The organism is Kitasatospora atroaurantiaca, assembly GCF_007828955.1.
GTDB lineage: Bacteria > Actinomycetota > Actinomycetes > Streptomycetales > Streptomycetaceae > Kitasatospora > Kitasatospora atroaurantiaca.
Genome location: NZ_VIVR01000001.1, coordinates 4,989,658 through 5,009,060, shown reverse-complemented (window position 1 = coordinate 5,009,060; position 19,403 = coordinate 4,989,658). Strand labels below are relative to the sequence as shown.

The 19,403-nt window shown below is 71.9% G+C and carries 17 protein-coding genes; 12 read left to right on the top strand and 5 right to left on the bottom strand.

Annotation, left to right across the window (positions count from 1 at the left end; translation table 11 throughout):
- The first annotated feature begins 11 nt into the window (after window positions 1-11).
- From FB465_RS22910 to FB465_RS22895, 4 genes are all read left to right on the top strand, one after another.
- Window positions 12-650 (top strand): AIM24 family protein, encoded by a 639-nt coding sequence (locus tag FB465_RS22910; RefSeq protein WP_145793347.1) that lies wholly within the window; start codon window positions 12-14, stop codon window positions 648-650.
- Window positions 650-1,300 (top strand): AIM24 family protein, encoded by a 651-nt coding sequence (locus FB465_RS22905; protein ID WP_145793345.1) that lies wholly within the window; start codon window positions 650-652, stop codon window positions 1,298-1,300. Before FB465_RS22910 ends, FB465_RS22905 begins: the two co-directional genes overlap by 1 nt.
- A 119-nt stretch (window positions 1,301-1,419) precedes the next feature.
- On the top strand, window positions 1,420-2,265 hold the full coding sequence (locus FB465_RS22900) for an AIM24 family protein (protein WP_145797530.1): 846 nt from the start codon (window positions 1,420-1,422) through the stop codon (window positions 2,263-2,265).
- Between the two features lie 73 nt (window positions 2,266-2,338).
- The gene (locus FB465_RS22895; protein WP_145793344.1) at window positions 2,339-2,860 is read left to right on the top strand and encodes a MarR family winged helix-turn-helix transcriptional regulator; all 522 of its coding nucleotides are present in this window, start codon (window positions 2,339-2,341) and stop codon (window positions 2,858-2,860) included.
- A 264-nt stretch (window positions 2,861-3,124) separates the two neighbouring features.
- Here the strand turns inward: FB465_RS22895 and meaB are convergent, their stop codons facing one another.
- Both meaB and FB465_RS22885 read right to left on the bottom strand, forming a co-directional pair.
- Window positions 3,125-4,081 carry a methylmalonyl Co-A mutase-associated GTPase MeaB gene (meaB, locus tag FB465_RS22890; RefSeq protein WP_145793342.1) on the bottom strand — a complete coding sequence of 319 codons (957 nt, stop codon included), beginning with the start codon at window positions 4,079-4,081 and terminating at the stop codon, window positions 3,125-3,127.
- Between the two features lie 74 nt (window positions 4,082-4,155).
- Complete coding sequence (locus tag FB465_RS22885) at window positions 4,156-5,343, bottom strand: acetyl-CoA C-acetyltransferase (protein WP_145793340.1); 1,188 nt, start codon at window positions 5,341-5,343, stop codon at window positions 4,156-4,158.
- Window positions 5,344-5,598: 255 nt separating this feature from the next.
- On the opposite strand from FB465_RS22885, the gene mce reads away from it, so the two are divergent.
- The 4 genes from mce to FB465_RS22865 all read left to right on the top strand — a co-directional run bounded on the left by mce (window position 5,599) and on the right by FB465_RS22865 (window position 13,190).
- The gene (gene mce / locus FB465_RS22880) at window positions 5,599-6,030 is read left to right on the top strand and encodes a methylmalonyl-CoA epimerase (protein WP_145793338.1); all 432 of its coding nucleotides are present in this window, start codon (window positions 5,599-5,601) and stop codon (window positions 6,028-6,030) included.
- 440 nt (window positions 6,031-6,470) lie between these two features.
- On the top strand, window positions 6,471-10,670 hold the full coding sequence (locus tag FB465_RS22875; RefSeq protein WP_145793337.1) for a hypothetical protein: 4,200 nt from the start codon (window positions 6,471-6,473) through the stop codon (window positions 10,668-10,670).
- 107 nt (window positions 10,671-10,777) lie between these two features.
- The gene (locus FB465_RS22870) at window positions 10,778-11,707 is read left to right on the top strand and encodes a coiled-coil domain-containing protein (RefSeq protein WP_145793335.1); all 930 of its coding nucleotides are present in this window, start codon (window positions 10,778-10,780) and stop codon (window positions 11,705-11,707) included.
- A 196-nt stretch (window positions 11,708-11,903) separates the two neighbouring features.
- Window positions 11,904-13,190 (top strand): esterase-like activity of phytase family protein, encoded by a 1,287-nt coding sequence (locus FB465_RS22865; protein ID WP_170290666.1) that lies wholly within the window; start codon window positions 11,904-11,906, stop codon window positions 13,188-13,190.
- 24 nt (window positions 13,191-13,214) lie between these two features.
- Here the strand turns inward: FB465_RS22865 and FB465_RS22860 are convergent, their stop codons facing one another.
- Window positions 13,215-14,012: an alpha/beta fold hydrolase gene (locus FB465_RS22860; RefSeq protein ID WP_145793331.1), complete on the bottom strand. Its 798-nt coding sequence runs from the start codon at window positions 14,010-14,012 to the stop codon at window positions 13,215-13,217.
- A gap of 92 nt (window positions 14,013-14,104) precedes the next feature.
- Here FB465_RS22860 and FB465_RS22855 point away from each other — a divergent pair, with 92 nt between their 5' ends.
- On the top strand, window positions 14,105-15,082 hold the full coding sequence (locus tag FB465_RS22855; protein ID WP_145793330.1) for an ATP-binding cassette domain-containing protein: 978 nt from the start codon (window positions 14,105-14,107) through the stop codon (window positions 15,080-15,082).
- Window position 15,083: 1 nt separating this feature from the next.
- Window positions 15,084-15,851 carry an ABC transporter permease gene (locus FB465_RS22850; RefSeq protein WP_145793328.1) on the top strand — a complete coding sequence of 256 codons (768 nt, stop codon included), beginning with the start codon at window positions 15,084-15,086 and terminating at the stop codon, window positions 15,849-15,851.
- A gap of 19 nt (window positions 15,852-15,870) precedes the next feature.
- On the opposite strand, the gene FB465_RS22845 is transcribed toward FB465_RS22850, so the two are convergent.
- Complete coding sequence (locus FB465_RS22845; RefSeq protein WP_211785839.1) at window positions 15,871-16,203, bottom strand: ATP/GTP-binding protein; 333 nt, start codon at window positions 16,201-16,203, stop codon at window positions 15,871-15,873.
- A 328-nt stretch (window positions 16,204-16,531) separates the two neighbouring features.
- On the opposite strand from FB465_RS22845, the gene FB465_RS22840 reads away from it, so the two are divergent.
- Window positions 16,532-17,704, top strand: a complete 1,173-nt coding sequence (locus FB465_RS22840; RefSeq protein WP_246193291.1) for an LLM class flavin-dependent oxidoreductase — start codon at window positions 16,532-16,534, stop codon at window positions 17,702-17,704.
- Between the two features lie 62 nt (window positions 17,705-17,766).
- Here FB465_RS22840 and FB465_RS22835 read toward each other — a convergent pair whose 3' ends face one another.
- Window positions 17,767-18,159, bottom strand: coding sequence for an SCO5389 family protein (locus FB465_RS22835; protein WP_145793325.1), 393 nt, complete (start codon window positions 18,157-18,159; stop codon window positions 17,767-17,769).
- Between the two features lie 572 nt (window positions 18,160-18,731).
- Here FB465_RS22835 and nucS point away from each other — a divergent pair.
- Complete coding sequence (gene nucS / locus FB465_RS22830) at window positions 18,732-19,391, top strand: endonuclease NucS (RefSeq protein WP_145793323.1); 660 nt, start codon at window positions 18,732-18,734, stop codon at window positions 19,389-19,391.
- Window positions 19,392-19,403 lie beyond the last annotated feature (12 nt).

Below are 19,403 nucleotides of genomic sequence, written 5' to 3'. Positions count from 1 at the left end.
ACATTCGCCCGGTGGCACAGTTTCGACTCCAGGGGTCCAAGGTCCTCGCCGTAGACATGGCGGGCGACTCCGTGAAAGCCCGTAACGGTTGCATGGTCGCGTACACGGGCCAGATGAACTTCAAGAAGCTCAGCGGTGGCGGTGACGGCCTGCGTGGCATGGTCACCCGCCGGCTGACAGGTGAGCAGATGGAGGTCATGGAGGTGAAGGGGCAGGGCACCTGCTACTTCGCCGACAAGGCCACCGAGGTCAACCTGGTGCGGTTGAACGGCGAGACGCTCTTCGTCGAGTCGGACAACCTGCTCTGCACCGAGGCGACGCTGCACACCGGTACCAGCTTCACCGGTCTCAACGGCATGGCCTCCGGCAACGGCCTCTTCACCACCAAGGTCGAGGGCAGCGGCTGGGCCGCGCTCACCTCCAAGGGCCCGGCGATCATCCTCCGGGTCTCCCAGGGCATGCCGCTGCGGGTCGACCCGGGCGCGTACGTGGCGCACACCGGGAGCCTCAACCGCAGCCTGAAGTCGGGCGCGGGCTGGACCACCCTGATCGGCGAGGGCGGCGGCGAGGCGATGCAGGTGGAGTTCACCGGCGAGGGCCTGGTGTACGTCCAGCCGTCCGAGAAGATGACCTTCGGGGGTGACGTCTGATGGCCTTCACGAAGATCAACAACAAGATGGTCGAGGCGAAGATCTTCCCCGGCCAGCGGGTGTTCAGCCAGCGCGGCGCGATGCTCGCCTACACCGGCGAGGTCACCTTCAAGCCCAACGTGATGGGCGGCCAGGGCGGCGTGATGTCGATGATCGGGCGCCGGGTGGCCAACGAGGACACCCCGCTGATGACCGTCGAGGGCCAGGGCAGCGTGATGTTCGGCCACGGCGGCCACAACGTCCACGTGATCGACCTGGCCGGCGACACCCTCTACGTGGAGGCCGACCGGCTGCTGGCCTTCGACGGCACGCTGCAGCAGTCCACCATGTTCATGGGCTCGCAGGGCGGCGTGATGGGCATGGTCCGCGGCCAGGTCACCGGCCAGGGCCTGTTCACCACGAAGCTGGACGGCCAGGGCTCGGTCGCGGTGATGGCCCACGGCGGCGTCATCGAACTGCCGATCGCCCCGAACCAGCCGGTGCACGTGGACCCGCAGGCGTACGTGGCGCACCGCGGCCAGGTCACCAACAAGCTGTCCACCGCGCTGGGTTGGCGCGACATGATCGGACGCGGTTCCGGCGAGGCGTTCCAGCTGGAGCTGTCCGGGCACGGCGTGGTGTACGTGCAGGCGAGCGAGGAGAAGCTCTGATGTCCTACCCTCCGCAGCAGCCGTACGGCCAGCAGCCCGGCTATCCGCAGCAGCCGCCGCAGGGTTACTCCCAGCAGCAGTACCAGCAGGCGTACCAGCCGACCCAGGTCGGCATGCCGATGCCGCCGCAGGGCCAGTACGGCGCCCCGCTGCCGCAGCCCCAGGGCGGCAGCGGCCCGGTGGTGCACGACGCCAACAGCCTGCCGGTCAACGACAACGTCAACCCGTACGCCTTCTCGGTCGACCTGAACGGCCCGTACTACCTGCAGAAGGGCAAGATGATCGCCTACTACGGCGACATCCGCTTCTCGGGCGTCGGCCGGGGCGTGATCGACCAGGTGCTGGAGCGGAACTTCAACTCCCCGCTGCACGCGGCGGACTGGACGCTGGCCGAGGGCCGCGGCAAGCTGCTGCTCGCCGACCGGGCCTTCGACCTGAACTCGTACGACCTGGAGCAGGGCAACCTGACGGTCCGTTCGGGCAACCTGCTGGCCTTCGAGCCCACGCTGGCTCTGAAACAGTCGATCATCCCGGGCTTCCTGACCCTGATCGGCTCCGGCAAGTTCGTGGCGGCGTCCAACGGTCCGGTGCACTTCGTGGAGCCACCTATCCGGGTGGATCCGCAGGCGCTGGTCGGCTGGGCCGACTGCCCCGCGCCCTGCCATCATTACGACCACAGCTACATGCACGGCCTGATCGGCGGGCTGCGTCACCTGACCGGTCTCGGTGGGGCCTCCGGCGAGGAGCACCAGTTCGAGTTCATCGGGGCCGGGCAGGTGCTGCTGCAGTCCACCGAGACGCTGATGGCGGAGCGTTCGGTGGGTGTGGTGCACGCGGAGGCCGGGGTGCCGGGCGGTGGGATGCCGCACCAGCAGGCCGGGCATGCCGGCGGTCAGCAGCTGCCGAACATCAACGTGCCGGGGCTCGGGAACCTGGGCGACCTGGGGCGGCGGTTCGGGCTCTGAGGCTGCTCGGCGCCCCCGTGGGCGAATAAGTCATATTGTACAACATTTAACAATCTCGGCTATGCTTGTCCGCATGGACACGCACACCACCGACCCCGCAGCGGCCTCCTCCTCTCCCCCCGTGGCAGAGGAGGAGGCCCCTTGGCTCTCCGCCAAGGAGCAGCAGTTCTGGCGTGCCCACCTGGAGGTCAGCAAACTCCTGGACTACCAGCTGGGCCGCGAGCTGCAGCCGCACAACCTGGCGAGCAACGACTACGAGATCCTGGTCGTGCTCTCGGAGGCCCCCGAGCGCCGGATGCGGATGACCGACCTGGCCACCGCGACCCTGCAGTCCAAGAGCCGGCTCTCGCACCAGATCACCCGGATGGAGAACGCCGGGCTGGTACTCCGTCAGGAGTGTCCCGGCGACCGCCGCGGCCTCTACGCGAACCTGACCGACCTCGGCTGGGAGACCATGCAGAAGGTCGCGCCCGACCACGTCCGCAGCGTCCGCCACCACTTCATCGACCGGCTCACGCCCGAGCAGATCGACGCGATGTACGCGGCGCTGTCCCCGATCGCCGAGCACCTCCGCGCCCTCCGCGGCCGGGCGTAGCACCGAGCTTGGTTGGCCATGGCCTTGGGCACGAGCTCAGCCATGCACCACCCAGGGGCGCGAGGAACTGCGCGAAGCGGGAGAGTGCGGCGTCGACTCTTCCGGATTCGCGCAGTTCCCCGCGCCCCTAGTGGTTGGCCCGAAGCCTCGCCTTGTTCACGAGGCGGCAAAGTGCGGCGTCGAGCCTTCCGGACTCGCGCAGTTCCCCGCGCCCCTGATGAGTGCCCGATTGCGCCGCCAAGGGTTGGCCGGATGGCCAGTGGGTCAGGGGTTGGTGAGGCTTGAGATGAGTTCGTCGGCGGCGCCGTAGGGGTCGAGGTCGCCGGCTGCGACGCGTTCGGCCAGGGCGGAGAGGTGGCGGTCGCCGTGGAGGTCGCCGATCCGGGCGCGTAGGGCCGCGAGGGCGATTGCCTCGACCTCGTCGGCGGCCCGGCGGCGGCGGCGGGTGGCGAGTTCGCCGGTCTCGGCCAGCCAGGCGCGGTGCTTCTCGAGCGCCTCGACCACCTCGTCCACGCCTTCGCCGCGCGCCGCGACCGTCTTGACGATCGGCGGCCGCCACTCACCCGCCTCGCGGGCCTCGCCGAGGCCGAGCATGTGGTTGAGCTCGCGGGCGGTGGCGTCCGCGCCGTCCCGGTCGGCCTTGTTGACCACGAAGACGTCACCGATCTCCAGGATCCCGGCCTTGGCCGCCTGGATGCCGTCGCCCATGCCGGGGGCCAGCAGGACCACGGTGGTGTCGGCCTGCGCGGCCACCTCGACCTCGGACTGGCCGACGCCGACGGTCTCCACCAGGATCACGTCACAGCCCGCCGCGTCGAGTACCCGAAGCGCCTGCGGCGCGGACCAGGAGAGCCCGCCCAGGTGACCCCGGGTGGCCATCGAGCGGATGAAGACCTCGGGGTCGGTGGCGTGCTCCTGCATCCGCACCCGGTCGCCGAGCAGCGCGCCGCCGGAGAACGGCGAGGACGGGTCGACGGCCAGCACCCCGACCCGCTTGCCGAGCCTGCGGTACGCCGAGACCAGGGCGGAGGTCGAGGTGGACTTCCCCACCCCGGGCGAGCCGGTGAGCCCCACCGTGTACGCCTGCCCGGTGTACGGAGCCAGCGCGGCCATCACCTCGCGCAGCTCGGGTGCCGCGTTCTCGACCAGCGTGATCAGCCGGGCGACGGCCCGCGGCCTGCCCTCGCGGGCCTGCTCGACCAGCGTGGGGACGTCGATCATCAGGGTGCTCCTAGATCCCGAACGGGCCGTGAAGCGCCGACAGCGCTTCACGGCCCCGAAGGTACGTCAGATGCTCAGGCCTTGGGGACCCGGACGATCAGCGCATCGCCCTGGCCGCCGCCGCCGCAGAGCGCGGCCGCGCCGACGCCGCCGCCGCGGCGCTGCAGCTCCAGCGCCAGGTGCAGCACCACGCGGGCGCCGGACATGCCGATCGGGTGGCCGAGCGCGATCGCGCCGCCGTTGACGTTGACCTTCTCGTCGCTGACGCCCAGGTCCTTCATGGACTGGTGGGCGACGGCCGCGAAGGCCTCGTTGATCTCGATCAGGTCGAGGTCCTCGACGCCGATGCCCTCCTTGGAGAGCGCGTGCTTGATGGCGTTGGACGGCTGCGACTGCAGCGAGTTGTCCGGGCCCGCCACGTTGCCGTGCGCGCCGATCTCGGCGATCCAGGTCAGGCCCAGCTCCTCGGCCTTGGCCTTGCTCATCACGACCACGGCGGCGGCGCCGTCCGAGATCTGCGAGGAGGTGCCGGCGGTGATGGTGCCGTCCTTGGTGAAGGCCGGGCGCAGCTTGCCCAGGGTCTCCGCGGTGGTCTCGGCGCGGATGCCCTCGTCCTGGCTGAAGACGACCGGCTCGCCCTTGCGCTGCGGGATCTCGACCGGGACGATCTCGGCCTCGAAGACGCCGTTCTGCTGCGCCTTGGCGGCCCGCTGGTGCGAGGCGGCGGCGATCGCGTCCTGCACGTCGCGCGGGATGCCCAGGCGGGTGTTGTGCTTCTCGGTGGACTCGCCCATCGGGATGTTCTCGTAGGCGTCGGTCAGACCGTCGTACGCCATCGCGTCGAGCATCTCGATCGCGCCGTACTTGAAGCCCTCGCGGGACTTCGGCAGCAGGTGCGGGGCGTTGGTCATCGACTCCTGGCCACCGGCCACCACGATGTCGAACTCGCCCGCGCGGATCAGCTGGTCGGCCAGGGCGATGGCGTCCAGGCCGGAGAGACAGACCTTGTTGATGGTCAGGGCGGGGACGTTCATCGGGATGCCGGCCTTGACGGCGGCCTGGCGGGCCGGGATCTGGCCGGCACCGGCCTGCAGCACCTGGCCCATGATCACGTACTGGACCTGGTCACCGGTGATGCCGGCCCGCTCGACGGCGGCCTTGATGGCGAAGCCACCGAGGTCCGCGCCGGAGAAGCCCTTGAGCGAGCCGAGGAGACGGCCCATGGGGGTTCGGGCACCAGCGACGATCACTGAAGTAGTCATGAGACGAGCCCCTTCGCGCGTCAAAGGCCAGGAGGGTGTGGGGATGCCGCTCAATGTACTGACCCGTAACCCGTGCGTCACCGGAGCGACGGTGTGATCAGCGGCACGTGTCACTCTCCAGTCAACACCGTGTCAGCGCGGTGCGGGTGAAACATGGACTGTGAGCAGGCTCGCACGCTGCGCAGTGGCGCCGGTTCGGCCGGATGCGCTGCACTGGGTGCCACCCTCATCGACTCCCCACCATGGAGGCCCGCCGTGCTGACCCGAATCGACCACATCGGCATCGCCTGTTTCGACCTCGACAAGACGGTCGAGTTCTACCGTGCCACGTACGGCTTCGAGGTCTTCCACAGCGAGGTCAACGAGGAGCAGGGGGTGCGCGAGGCGATGCTGAAGATCAACGACACCGGTGACGGCGGCGCCTCGTACCTGCAGCTGCTGGAGCCCACCCGCGAGGACTCCACCGTCGCCAAGTGGCTCGCCAAGAACGGCGAGGGCGTGCACCACATCGCCTTCGGCACGGCGGACGTCGACGGCGACGCGGCGGACATCAGGTCCAAGGGCGTCCGGGTGCTGTACGAGGAGCCGCGGATCGGCTCGATGGGCTCGCGGATCACCTTCCTGCACCCGAAGGACTGCGGCGGGGTGCTGACCGAACTGGTCACCTCGGCGGCCACCGAACACTGATGTGGACGGGGCCGTTCCGCGCGGCCCCAATTCACGACTCGTCGGTAACCTCCGAAAACCCCTACTCGGCCATTCCCCTCGAAGCCGCGCAGACTACAATGCGCTGGTGCGCCAATGCTCCGGGGAGGACCGGTCCGCTGGGCACGGCCGAAGGCGAGGAAAGCCGATCTTCTGACGGCTCGTCTCGCCACAGGGGAGTCCATAACGCGGGCACGGCTGAACAGTCGCAGTTCGGATCTGTCACCATTCTCCACTAGGCAAGAGTTCGCTCAGGAGTCCACCCGGACGGCGGAGCGCGGTTCGACCGCGCGCCGCCGCACGAGAGCTCCGACCGTGGCACCCGCCGCGGATGCAAGGACCAGCCGCTCCGGCCCCGCACAGTGGGGGGAACCGGTACGGCCGGGTCGAGGACGCGACCAGGAGATGGATGGGACCGCGGAGTGCGGGGCAACGACCGCTACGAGGCTGAGGATCACCTCTCCCAGTTCGAGGCCGAGATGGATCGGACTCGGAAGGAGCGGGACAAGACCGTCGAGCATGCCGAGGACCTCGCCTACCAGGTGGAGGTGCTCCGGGCCAAGCTGCACGAGGCCCGTCGGCAGCTCGCCCAGCCGCGCGCCTTCGACTCCGTCTCCGGTCAGGCCGAGCAGCTCCTGCGCAACGCCGAGATGCAGGCCCAGCAGCTGCGCGCGGACGCCGAGCGCCAGCTCCGCGAGTCCCAGGCGGCCACCCAGCGGCTGATGGCCGAGGCCGCCGAGCGTACGGCCCGCCTGGAGGCCGAACTCGCCGCCCGCCGCCACCAGCTCGACGAGGAGCTCGCCGAGCTGCGCCGCAGCGCCGAGCGGCACGTCAACGAGAACGTCTCCTGGGCCGAGCAGACCCGGATGGGCACCGAGCAGGAGGCCCAGCGCCTGCTCCAGGAGTCCCGCGCCGAGGCGGACCGGCTGATCGCCGCCGCCCGCGCCGAGGCCGCCGCCCTCGCCGACCAGGCCCGCGCCCAGACCGCCGCCGACGTGGACGCCGCCCGCGGCGAGGCCCAGGCCGCCGCCGAAGCCGCCCTGCTGCGCGCCCAGAACGACGCCGAGCGACTGCTGCGCGCCGCCTCCGAGCAGGCCCAGCAGGCCGTCGGCCAGGCCGAGGAGCTCCGCGGCACCGCCGCCAATCAGGCCCAGCAGCAGCTCGCGGGCGCCCAGGCCGCCGCCGAGCAGCAGCTGGCCGCCGCCCAGGCCGAGATCAACCGGCTCAAGCAGCAGGTCGTCGAGGACCAGCAGCGTGCCGCCGAAGCCCTCGACCGCGCCCAGGCCGAGATAGAGCGCCTGCGGGCCGAGGCTCTGGCGGAGGCCGAGCGGGCCCGCCAGGAGGCCGCCGAGCTCCGCGCCCGGGCCGAGGCCGCCGCCGAGCAGCAGCTGGCCGACGCAGAGCGCGCCGTCGAACGCCTGGTCGCGGACGGCGAGGCCGCCAGTGACCAGCGCTCGCAGACCGCCAAGGCCGAGATCGCCCGGATGGTGGCCACCGCCACCAAGGAGGCCGACCGGATCAAGGCCGAGGCCGCCAACGCCAAGGCCGAGGCGGAGGCCGCCAAGGCCGCCGCCGCCGAGGAGAGCGAGCGCCTGCGCGGCGCCGCCGAGAGCGTCGCCACCCAGCTGCGGGCCGAGGCCGAGGCCGCGATCGCCGAGCTGCGGGCGGAGGCCGAGCGCGAGCTCGCCGAACTGCGCGCCGAGGCCCGGGCCGCCGCCGAGGCGCTGCGCGCCGAGGCTCACGAGCAGGGCCGCGCGGACGGCGCCAAGGACGCCACCGTGCACCTGGCCAAGGCCGCCAAGCAGGCCGAGGAGGTCCTCTCCCGGGCCGATCGGGACGCCGAGTCCACCGTCTCGGCCGCCGCCGCCGAGGCCGAGCGGATCCGCGCCGAGGCCACCACCGAGGTCGAGCGGCTGCGCGAGCAGGCCCAGGCCGCCGTGGAGCAGGCGCAGAACGCCGCGCTGGACGACGCCGCCGGTATCCGCGAGCAGATGGAGCGGATGCACGACGAGGCCGCCCAGCTGCGCGCCGAGGCCGAGGAGCTCCGCGCCCAGGCCGCCGCCGAGGCCGAGCGGGTGCGCAGCGAGGCCCGCCGGCAGGCCGTGGTCCAGATCGAGGAGTCGGCGAAGAACGCCGAGGAGCTGCTCACCAGGGCCAAGTCCGACGCGGACGAGCTGCGCGCGGGCGCGGCCGCCGAGGTCGAGCGGCTGCGCGAGCAGGCCAAGGCCCAGGCCGTCGAGATGCAGGGCCGGGCCGAGCAGACGCTGACCCGGGCCCGTACCGAGGCCCAGAAGCTCGCCGCCACCGCCGAGCAGCAGGGCCAGGAGGCCATCGCCGCCGCCAAGGCCGCGGCCGCCGAGAACCGCGCCGCCGCCGAGCGGGAGACCGCCGAACTGCGCCGCGAGGCCACCGAGTTCGACCAGCGCGTACGCGCCGAGGCGCACGCCTACGACGAGCAGCTGCGGGCCGAGGCGCAGACCGCCGGCGAGGCGCTGCGCGCCGAGGCCCGGGCCGCCGCCGAACAGCTGCAGGCCGAGGCCGAGAACTGGTCCCGCCAGGAGCGCGGCGAGGCCGAGGCCGCCGCCAACGCCCTGCGCGAGGAGAGCCGCCGGGAGCGCGAGGAGGCCTCCGCCGGGCTTCAGCGCGAGCGCGAGGAGACCACCGAGCTGCTCGCCGCGGCCAAGACCGCCCGCGAGACGGCCGAGACACAGGCCGCCGAGCTGACGGAGCGTACGGCCGCCGAGACGGCCGAACTGCGCTCCGAGGCGGAGCAGACCCTGGAGGCCGCCCGGGCGGGCGCCGCCGAGCAGCTGGCCGAGGCCGAGAGCGCCGCCGAGGCGGTCCGGGCCGAGGCGAAGGCGTACGACGAGGAACTGCGGGCCGAGGCGCAGGCTGCCGCCGACGCGCTGCGGGCCGAGGGCGCGGAGGAGCTGGCGCAGGCCCAGCAGCGGGCGGCCACCGCCGTGGCGGAGGTCAAGGAGCTGCGGGCCGAGGCCGCCGCCGAGTCGGCCGAGCTCACCGCCGCCGCCGAGCGGCAGGCCGCCGAACTGGTCGCCGCCGCCGAGGACGAGGCCGCCGAGACCCGGCAGTCCGTCGCCGGGATGCACGAAGCGGCCTCCCAGCAGGTCGCCGAACTGCGGGCCGCCGCCGAGCGGGACGCGGCCGAGACCCGCGAGCTGGCCGAGCTGGAGGCCGCCGAGCTGCGCGAGCGGACCGGCACGGAGCTGGCCGCCGAGCGGGAGGTCGCCGCCGCCGAGATCTCCCAGCAGCGGGCCGAGGTACAGGCGTACGACGAGCAGCTGCGCGCGGAGGCCGAGGCCGAGCGGCAGGGTGCCCGGGAGTTCGCCGAGCAGCACCGGGCGGAGGCCGAGGCTCAGGCCCGGAAGACCGTCGCCGAGGCCGACGAGCGGGCCGCCGCCGCGATCGCGGAGGCGGAGGAGTTCGCCGCCGCGCTGCGCGCCGAGGCCGAGGAGTACGCGCTGGCCACCCGGACGCTGGCCGAGGACTACGAGGCCGACCTGCGGGGCCGGGCCGACGCGTACGACACCGAGACCCGCGAGGCGGCCGAGCAGTTCGACAAGGCCACCCGCGAACAGGCCAAGTCGGTACTGGAGAAGGCCTTCGCGGACGCCGAGGCGCTCGGGGAGGACGCCCAGACGGGTGCCCTGGCCACCACCGCCGCCGCCGAGGAGCAGGCCGACGCGATGGTCGCCGCCGCCCGCAAGGAGGCCGAGCGACTGGTCGCGGCCGGCGAGGCGGCCGGGCAGGCCGAGGTCGAGAAGGCCCGCGCCGACGCGGACGCCCTGCTCTCCGAGGCCCGCCGGGACGCCACCGCGATCCGCGAGCGCGCCGAGGAGCTGCGGGAGCGCACCGACGCCGAGATCGAGGCGCTGCACGAGCGGGCCCGCAAGGAGAACGCACAGGCCATGAAGTCGGCCGGCGAGCGCGTCGACGCGCTGGTGACGGCGGCTCAGGAGCAGCTCACCGAGGCCGAGGAGCAGGCCGTCGCGGCCGTCGCCGAGGCCGAGGAGCGCGCGGCGGCGCTGGTCGCGGCGGCGGAGGAGCGCGCGGCCGAGCTGACCTCGGAGGCCTCGGCGGAGGCCAGCAAGGTCCGGATCTCCGCCGTCCGCAAGGCCGAGGGCCTGCTCAAGGGCGCGGACCAGAAGGTCGCGGACTCCACCGCCAAGGCGGAGAAGCTGCAGTCCGAGGCCGAGGCCGAACTGAAGGCCGCGCAGGACGAGGCCGAGGAGCAGATCGAGGCGGCGTCCGCGGAGGCCGAGAAGCGCCTGCGCAAGGCCGACGAGGGCGCCGAGGAGCAGCTGCGGCTGGCCAAGGAGGAGGCCGAACGGCTTCTCACCGAGGCCAGGTCGGAGGCGCAGCGCGTGACCGACGAGGGCCGTCGGGAGTTGGACGAGCTGGTCCGCCGGCGCAAGGACATCAACACCGAGATCTCCAGGGTCCAGGACGTGCTGTCCGCGCTGGAGGCCTTCGAGGCGCCGTCACCGGTCGCACAGACCAACGGGGGAAGCAGTAACAAGAAGGATGGGGCGCCCAAAGCCGGCGCCGGAGTGGGCGCTCCCCGGTCGGGTGGCAATCGCTCCGGTGGCGCACCACCCGATTGAGCGGACATTGTCCGCGAAGCATCGGCATTTCGCCGATGACACTCCGGTAACGTGTCAGGATTCCCTCAACCACCTCAGCGGTTTGACGACAGGAAGCCCAGAACCCCATGAGCGACAGTCACTCCCCTCACGGCTTCGACCTGGTGCGCCGTGGGTACGAGCGTGCCCAGGTCGACGAGCGGATCACCAAGCTGGTGGCCGACCGTGACAGCGCGTTGTCCCGGATCGGTGCGCTCGAGAAGCGCATCGAGGAGCTTCACCTGGAGACTCAGAGCGCGCAGGCTCAGGTCACCGAGTCCGAGCCCTCGTACGCCGGTCTCGGCGCGCGGGTCGAGAAGATCCTCCGTCTCGCCGAGGAGGAGGCCGCCGACCTGCGCAACGAGGCGCACCGCGCGGCCGAGCAGCACCGCGAGCTGGCCGAGGCGGCCTCGCAGCAGGTCCGCACCGAGGCGGAGAACTACGCCAAGGACCGCAAGGCCAAGGCCGAGGACGAGGGTCTGCGGATCGTCGACAAGGCCAAGAGCGACAGCGCCCAGCTGCGCGCCGAGGCCAACAAGGACGCGCAGACCAAGCGCGAGGAGGCGGACGCCCTCTTCGAGGACACCCGCACCAAGGCCGCCCAGGCCGCGCTGGAGTTCGAGACCAACCTGGCCAAGCGCCGCGAGCAGTCGGAGCGTGACCTGGCGGCCCGTCAGGCCAAGGCCGAGAAGCGCCTCGCCGAGATCGAGCACCGCGCCGAGCAGCTCCGCCTGGAGGCCGAGAAGCTCCGTACGGACGCCGAGCGTCGCGCCCGCCAGACGGTGGAGACGGCCCAGCGCCAGTCCGAGGACATCGTGGCCGACGCCAACGCCAAGGCCGACCGGATCCGCAGCGAGTCCGAGCGCGAGCTGGCGGCGCTCACCAACCGCCGCGACAGCATCAACGCCCAGCTGACCAACGTGCGCGAGATGCTCGCCACGCTGACCGGCGCGGCCGTGGCCGCCGCCACCCTGCCGACGGACGACGCCCTGGGCGTCCCCGCCCAGCAGTCGCGCTAAGCACACGCACCACCAGGGGCGCGGGGAACTGCGCGCAGCGGAAGGCTTCGGTCCATCGCCTTCCGCCTCGCGCAGTTCCTCGCGCCCCTCGTGGTTGGCCCAACTCTCGGCAGTAGGTTGCCGCTCTCGCATGTTCACCCAAGCTTCAGTCCGAATCCGCGTGGGTGGCAGGGCCTCAGGCCGATGCTGTGTGGCCATGCGACTTTCCCGTCTGACCTCCCTGGCTGCCGCGACCGCGATCGTGACCCTGCTCGCCCCGGCGGCCGCCGCCGCGCCGGCTCCGCAGCACGACGGCACCTGGACGTACCGGAATCCCACCGACATCGGCAACGGCCTGAATCTCGGCGGCTTCAGCGACCTGTTCCCCGCCGACGACTCCGGCAAGGTCTTCTGGACCGTCACCGACCGCGGTCCCAACGCGGACGCCCCCGCCGACACCGACAAGATCTTCCTGAAGCCCGACTACACCCCGCAGATCCTGAAGATCCGGCTGGCCGAGGGCGGTTCCCTCGAGATCCTCAAGCGCATCCCGCTGCGCGTCCCCAAGGGGCAGACCGACCCGGTCACCGGCACCCGGTTCCTGACCGGCCTGCCGCCCGCCGCACTGACCGCCGAGCGGCCCGTGGACACCGCGGGCAAGGTGCTGCCCAACGACCCGTACGGGCTGGACAGCGAGGGCCTGGTGCGGGCGCACGACGGCTCGTTCTGGGTGAGCAGCGAGTACGGTTCGTCGATCCTGCACTTCTCGAAGCACGGCGTGCTGGAGACGGTGCTGGTCCCGGCCGGGTCCTCGTTCGAGGCGCCGGGTGTGCGGGTGCTGAAGATCCTGCCGGCCGTCGAGGCCAAGCAGAAGAACAACAAGGGCCTGGAGGGTCTCACCGTCTCGGCGGACGGCCGGACCCTCTACGCCGCCCAGCAGACGCAGCTCGCCAACCCGGACGCCAAGGCGGCCAAGAAGTCCCGCGTGCAGCGGATCTTCCGGATCGACATCGGCGGCCGTACGCCCGCCGTCACCGGCGAGTTCACCAACGTCCGGGAGGCCGACAGCGCCACCGACGGCGGCTGGAGCACCTCGGCGATCAGCTGGCTCGGCACCGACCGCCTGCTGGTCGAGGAGCGCGACGCCGCCCGTCCGACCGCCCACACCCAGCTGTTCGAGGTGGACCTGCGCAAGGCCACGAACCTGCTCGGCACCAAGTGGGACGACCCGGCCACCACCCCGGCCCTGGAGCTGGACGCCTCATCGGTCACGCCCGGCACCAAGCGCCTGGTCTTCGACGCGGCGTCGGCCGGTCTGGACAACGGCAAGATCGAGGGCGTGGTGCTCCGCCCTGCCGGGCACGGCCGGGTGGAGCTGTTCCTGGTCAACGACAACGACTTCGGCGTGGACGGCTTCAAGGACGGCGCGGTCGTCCCCAACAACGCCGTCACCAGGGTCGACCGCTACACCCTCCCCGCCGGCACGGTGACCTTCGGCCGCTGAGGCCCTGCGGGCCCTGCTCCGCCGCTACGGCCGCCCCACCCGGCGGAGCAGGGCCCGCACCGCCTGGTTGAAGGTCTCCGGGGCCTCCAGGGAGCTCAGGTGGCCCACGCTGGGGATGACGGTGAGTTCGGCGTCGCGGAGCACGTCGGCCATCAACTGGGCCTCGGGGAGCGGCGTGAGCACGTCCGCCTCGCCGACGATGACCGCGGCGGGGACGTCCAGCTCCGCCAGGACGTCGAGCGAGTCGGGGCGGGCGGCCATCGCGCGCTGGGCCCAGGCGACGGCCCGCGGCGGTGCCTCGGCGATCATCGCCCGGACGTGGGCGACCAGTTCGGGCGTGGTGGACGGGCCGAGGAGGCTGTCCTCGAGCTTCTCCTCCGCCAGGATCCGTACGCTGTCGCGGGCCAGCACGGCCTGGGCGATCCGCTCGCGGTTCGCGCGGGCCTGGTCGGTGTCGACCGTGGCCTTGGTGTCGGCGAGCAGCAGTCCGGCGAGCCGGCCGGGATGACGGCGGGCGAAGGCCATCGCCACGTACCCGCCCATCGACAGCCCGGCGAGTACCGCGCGCTCGATGCCGGCCCGGTCCAGCAGCCGCGCCACGTCGTCGGCGGCCACGTCGAGGGAGGGCTCGTCGTCGCCCGGCTCCGTGCCGCCGAAGCCGCGCTGGTCGGGGGCGATCACCCGGGCCTCCTCACCCGCCGGGCCGGGCAGCAGCTCCAGTTGGGTCTCCCACATCCTCGCGGAGAGCGGGAAGGCGTGCAGCAGGACGAGCGGGGTGCCGGTGCCGTTCTCGCGGACGGCCGGCGCAGCGGGGAGGGTCATATGGCCACCGTATTGCGGCTCGCCGACCCGGCGCAGCCAGCGCGCCCTTATGTCTGATTTGTCATAATCTGACGGAGAGTGAGGGAGCGCCCATGATCGAGCTGCACGACCTGACCAAGCGCTACGGCGACACCCTGGCCGTCGACGGGCTGAGCTTCCAGGTGCCGCAGGGCGTGGTCACCGGCTTCCTCGGCCCGAACGGCGCCGGCAAGTCCACCACCATGCGCATGATCCTCGACCTCGACCGCCCCACCCGTGGCAGGGTCACCATCGACGGCAAGCGCTACGGCGTGCTCAGCGAGCCGCTCAAGTACATCGGCGCCCTGCTCGAGGCCAAGGCCGTCCACCCGGGCCGCACCGCCTACGACCACCTGCTCTGGCTGGCCCAGAGCAACCGCATCCCCACGTCCAGGGTGAACGAGGTGCTCAGCCTGGTGGGCCTCAGCTCCGTGGCGAGGAAGCGCTCCCGCGGCTTCTCCCTGGGCATGAGCCAGCGGCTGGGCATCGCCTCCGCCCTGCTCGGCGACCCCGAGATCCTGATGTTCGACGAGCCGGTCAACGGGCTCGACCCCGAGGGCATCCTGTGGATCCGCAACCTGATGAAGGGGCTGGCCGCCGAGGGCCGCACCGTCTTCGTCTCCTCCCACCTGATGAGCGAGATGGCACTGACCGCCGACCACCTGGTGGTGATCGGCAAGGGGAAGCTGCTCGCCGACCTCTCGATGGCCGACTTCATCAAGCAGAACTCGCGATCCGCCGTCCGCGTCCGCACCCCGCAGCCCGAGCAGCTGCTGACCGCCCTGACGGGGGCCGGGCTGCGCGCGGAGGCGGGCCCTGACGGCTCGTACGAGATCGAGGACGGCGACCTGGCGCACATCGGCGAGCTGGCCGCCACCCACGGCATCACGCTGCACGAACTGAGCCCGCAGCAGGCCTCGCTGGAGGAGGCGTTCATGCAGATGACGGCGGACTCGGTGGAGTACCACGCCGGCGACGGCGAGGGCAGGGACGCGGCGGGCGCGTGGGGTGCCACCTGGCAGCCCAAGGCAGGCGAGAAGGAGCAGAACTGAGATGGCGTCGTTCCCCGCGGTCCTGCAGTCCGAGTGGACCAAGATCCGCAGCGTCCGCTCCACGATCTGGACGCTGGCGCTGACCTTCCTGGTCACGCTCGGCCTCGGCGCGCTGCTGTCGCTGCTCACCAACAAGAACTTCCAGGAGTTCGCCGGCGACCGCAGAACCCCGTTCGACGCCACCGGAACCGCCTTCTCCGGGATCATCCTGGGCGAGCTCGCCATCATCGTCTTCGGCGTGCTGGCGATCGGCAACGAGTACAGCAGCGGGATGATCCGGGTCAGCCTGGCCGCCGTACCCCAGCGCGGCACGCTGCTCACCGGCAAGGCGGTCGTGCTCGGCGCGCTGGCACTGGCGGTCTCGCTCGTCACCGCCTTCGTCACGTTCTTCGTCGGCCAGTCGCTGCTGGGCGGCCACTCCACCACCATCGGCTCGCCGCACGTGCTGCGCGCGGTGTTCGGCGCGGCCCTGTACCTGACCATGCTCTGCCTGTTCGCGGCCGGGGTGACCGCGATGCTGCACAACCAGACCCTCGCGCTGGGCGTACTGGTGCCGTTCTTCTTCCTGCTCTCGCCGATCCTCTCGGCGGTGCCGAAGGTCAAGACCCTGGCGCGCTACTTCCCCGACTACGCGGGCTCGCGGATGCTGCTGGTGTACGAGCAGAGCGGCCAGCCGTACGGGCCCTGGAGCGGCTTCTTCATCTGCCTGGGCTGGACCCTCGCCGCGCTGGTCGGCGGGGCACTCGTCCTGAAGAACCGCGACGCCTGACGAAGTGTTCGGTACCCGGTCAGTACCTCGGTGCGCCCCGGCCCCGCTGGATGTCGGAGCCCCGTCGCTCGCGGGCGGCCCAGCAGGCGCGGTGCCAGTGCCGCCGGTCGTCCACCCCGGCGCCGTGGCTCGGCCAGGCGACCACGTGCCCGACGCCCGGCGGGATCTCCTGGTCGCAGCCCGGGCAGCGGTAGTGGCGGCCGGCCGTGCCGGCCACCGTCTGCACCACCCAGTCCTCGCCCCGGAAGCTCTCGGTGCGCCGCAGCGAACCGCCCAGCGGCGCTGCCGCCGGGGACTCACGGTCGGCGGCGCTCTTGCTCCAGCTCCGGGTCTGGTTGCGTCGGGGCGACACGGCGACTACCTCTCGGCCGGGATCGGGGTGCTACCAGGGTAAGGGCCGACGATGTCGCGTACGGGCCACTATCACGGCTTGGTCGGACACTCCCCTGTTTCTCCTGAGATCCACCCGATCTTCTGGGAATTTGGTGATTCGGCGTGCCAATGGCACATGACATCGGTTACTCACAAGGTGACAAGGCGGGGCTCGCAGACCCTGCGGCACCCGAGGAGGCCACCCGATGACCAAGACCAGCCCGCTGCCCGGCACCCATCCGTCGGTCGACGCGGCCCGTGGACCAGCCCCCGAGCGTACCGGCGGACACTCCGCCGCGACCGACTCGATCCGGGTCGGCGCGTTTCTGCTCTCCGCCCAGTTCCCCGGCCAGGGCCACGCGGAGGCACTGGAGCGCACCGTCAGCGCGGCCGTCGCCACCGAGCGCGCGGGCCTGGACAGCGTCTGGCTGGCGGAGCACCACTTCGTCCCGTACGGCGTCTGCCCCAATGCGGCGACGCTCGCAGCACTGCTGCTCGGCCGCACCCGCCGGATCGGGGTCGGCACGGCGGTGAGCGTGCTGTCGACCACGCACCCGGTGAGCCTCGGCGAGCAGGCCGCGATGCTGCACCTCACCTCGGGCGGGCGGTTCTCGCTCGGGGTCGGCCGCGGCGGTCCGTGGATCGACCTGGACGTCTTCGGCACCGGGGTGGACGCCTTCGAGCACGGCTTCCCCGAGCGCCTGGACCTGCTGCTGCGCTGGCTGCGCGGCTCGAGAGTGGGCGCCGACGGCCCCCAGTTCAGCTTTCCCGAGGTGGCCGTGGTGCCCCGCGCCGCCGAGCGGCCGGCGGCGGGCCCCGACCAGGCCGAGCCGCTCGGTTCGTCCTCCCGGCGGCCGGCCCTGTCCGACTGGCTCGGCCTGGACCCGGAACCGGGCGCGCTGCTGCGCTTCCCCCGGCAGCGCAAGGACGGCGCGCAGGGCGCACCCGCCCCGTCCGGACCGCCGGTGATCGTCGCCTGCACCTCCCCCGGCGGCGTACGGCTGGCGGCCGAGCGCGGCCTGCCGATGCTGCTCGGCATGCACTCGGGGGACGAGGACAAGCAGCAGATGCTGGCCGCGTACCGGGCCGCCTGGCGGGCCTGCGGACGCGGCGAGGAGCAGCTCGCCCGGGTCGAGCGGGAGCACATCGCCGCCGGGGTCGCCCAGGTCGACGACCGCACCTCCCAGGCGCGCGCGAGCCTGCTGCGGGCGATGCCCGGCTGGTTCGAGTACGGGCTCGGCGCGCACCGCACGGTGGACGGCCGGGAGCGCAAGATGCGCGACCCGCGCGAGTACACCGAACTGCTCTGCGACCTGCACGCCGTCGGCACACCGAAGCAGTGCGCGGACCGGCTGCTGGCCACCGCCGAGCGGACCGGCATCCGCCGCTTCGCCCTGCTCGCCGAGGGCTCCGGCGAGCGCGCGGAGACCCTGCACAACATCGCCCGGCTGGGCGCCGAGGTGCTGCCGCAGCTGAGCTGATCCGGTCCGCGCACACGTGTGCGGGCCGCCACGGGAGAACCCGGGGCGGCCCGCACGGTACGTCAGCAGTCGCGCAGCTCGGCGGACTGGTTGAGCAGCTGGGCCCGGACGGACGTGAAGCGCTGGTAACGCTCCGCGGCCTCCTCGGTCGGCGCGAACACCGCGACCCGGTGGCAGTTCTGGAATGCCAGCTGGACGCCGAAGTGCCGCTGCAGGGCCCCCCGGATCGCGTCGCTGGCCATCGCGCGCAGCAGCTGGCCGCGGGCCTGCTCGCTGGGCGGCGGTACCTGATTGTCGGCGAAATCGGTGCCGTCGACCTTCACCTGGGCGACCAGCGAGCTGATCAGCTCCCAGGCGTACGGCAGGGAGGTGCGGACGCAGTCGACGAACTCCCTCTCGTCGACCTCTCCTCTCTCGGCCTTCTCCAGCAGGGCCGGTGAGACGTCGAGCGACATGGGTTCTCCTCTCGCGGTCCACCCGGGCGCGGCCCGCCGGGGTGGTCTTGCGGTTGGTGCGGATGGTGCCGTGCCGTACTCAGAGTGGTGCCGGGTGGCAGCCGGCCCGAACGGGCTCACACCCGACCAGGCTGACGTACCGTCAGTTGACAACGACTGGAGCCGTGCTCGCACGGGCCCTGGGGGCCCGGAGGGCATGGCGGGATGCGGCGAGCGGGTTCGGACGTACGGCACACTGGTGCACGGAAAGTGACACACCGGTGCCCCGGCTACGGCCGCGGGTGGAGCGACGACCGCTCACCACAGAGTGACAGGCGATTGTCAGCGCGACTGGCGAATCCGCCGATTTACACCGGAATCGCCGGTCGAAGGGCCAGATTGGCCGGATCCCGTCGGATCGTTCATCTCAGATCTCCATCCCCGTTGAGTGGACCCCGACGACCGGACCGGCCGATGCCGTAGTGGCGGGAACGTGGGGGTGCCGGACTCCATGGTTCGCCGCCTCCCCGGTTTCTTCACCCCGCTGTCGCGGAATCGCATCAACTGGCCCCGGTGGGTTAGCGTGGTCGACCGTGCGTCTCGTAATTGCCCGTTGCTCAGTCGACTATGCCGGTCGGCTCTCCGCCCATCTGCCGTCCGCCACTCGCCTCATCCTGGTGAAGGCCGACGGCAGCGTCAGCATTCATGCCGACGACCGCGCCTACAAGCCGCTCAACTGGATGTCACCGCCGTGCAGCCTCAAGGAGGCGGACGGCACCTGGACGGTGACCAACAAGGCCGGTGAGAAGCTGATCATCAGCCTGGAGGAGGTGCTGCACGACTCCTCGCACGAGCTCGGGGTCGACCCCGGCCTCGTCAAGGACGGCGTCGAGGCCCACCTCCAGGAGCTGCTGGCCGACCGGATGGAGGTGCTCGGCGCCGGCTGGTCCCTGATCCGCCGCGAGTACCCCACCGCGATCGGCCCGGTCGACATCCTGTGCCGGGACTCGGACGGAGCCACCGTCGCCATCGAGATCAAGCGCCGCGGCGAGATCGACGGCGTCGAGCAGCTGACCCGCTACCTGGAGCTGCTCAACCGCGATCCGCTGCTGGCCCCGGTCAAGGGCGTGTTCGCCGCGCAGGAGATCAAGCCGCAGGCCCGCGTGCTCGCCACCGACCGGGGTATCGGGTGCGTGGTGCTGGACTACGACGAGCTGCGCGGCATCGACGACGACAAGCTGAAGTTGTTCTAGGGCTGTTCCGAG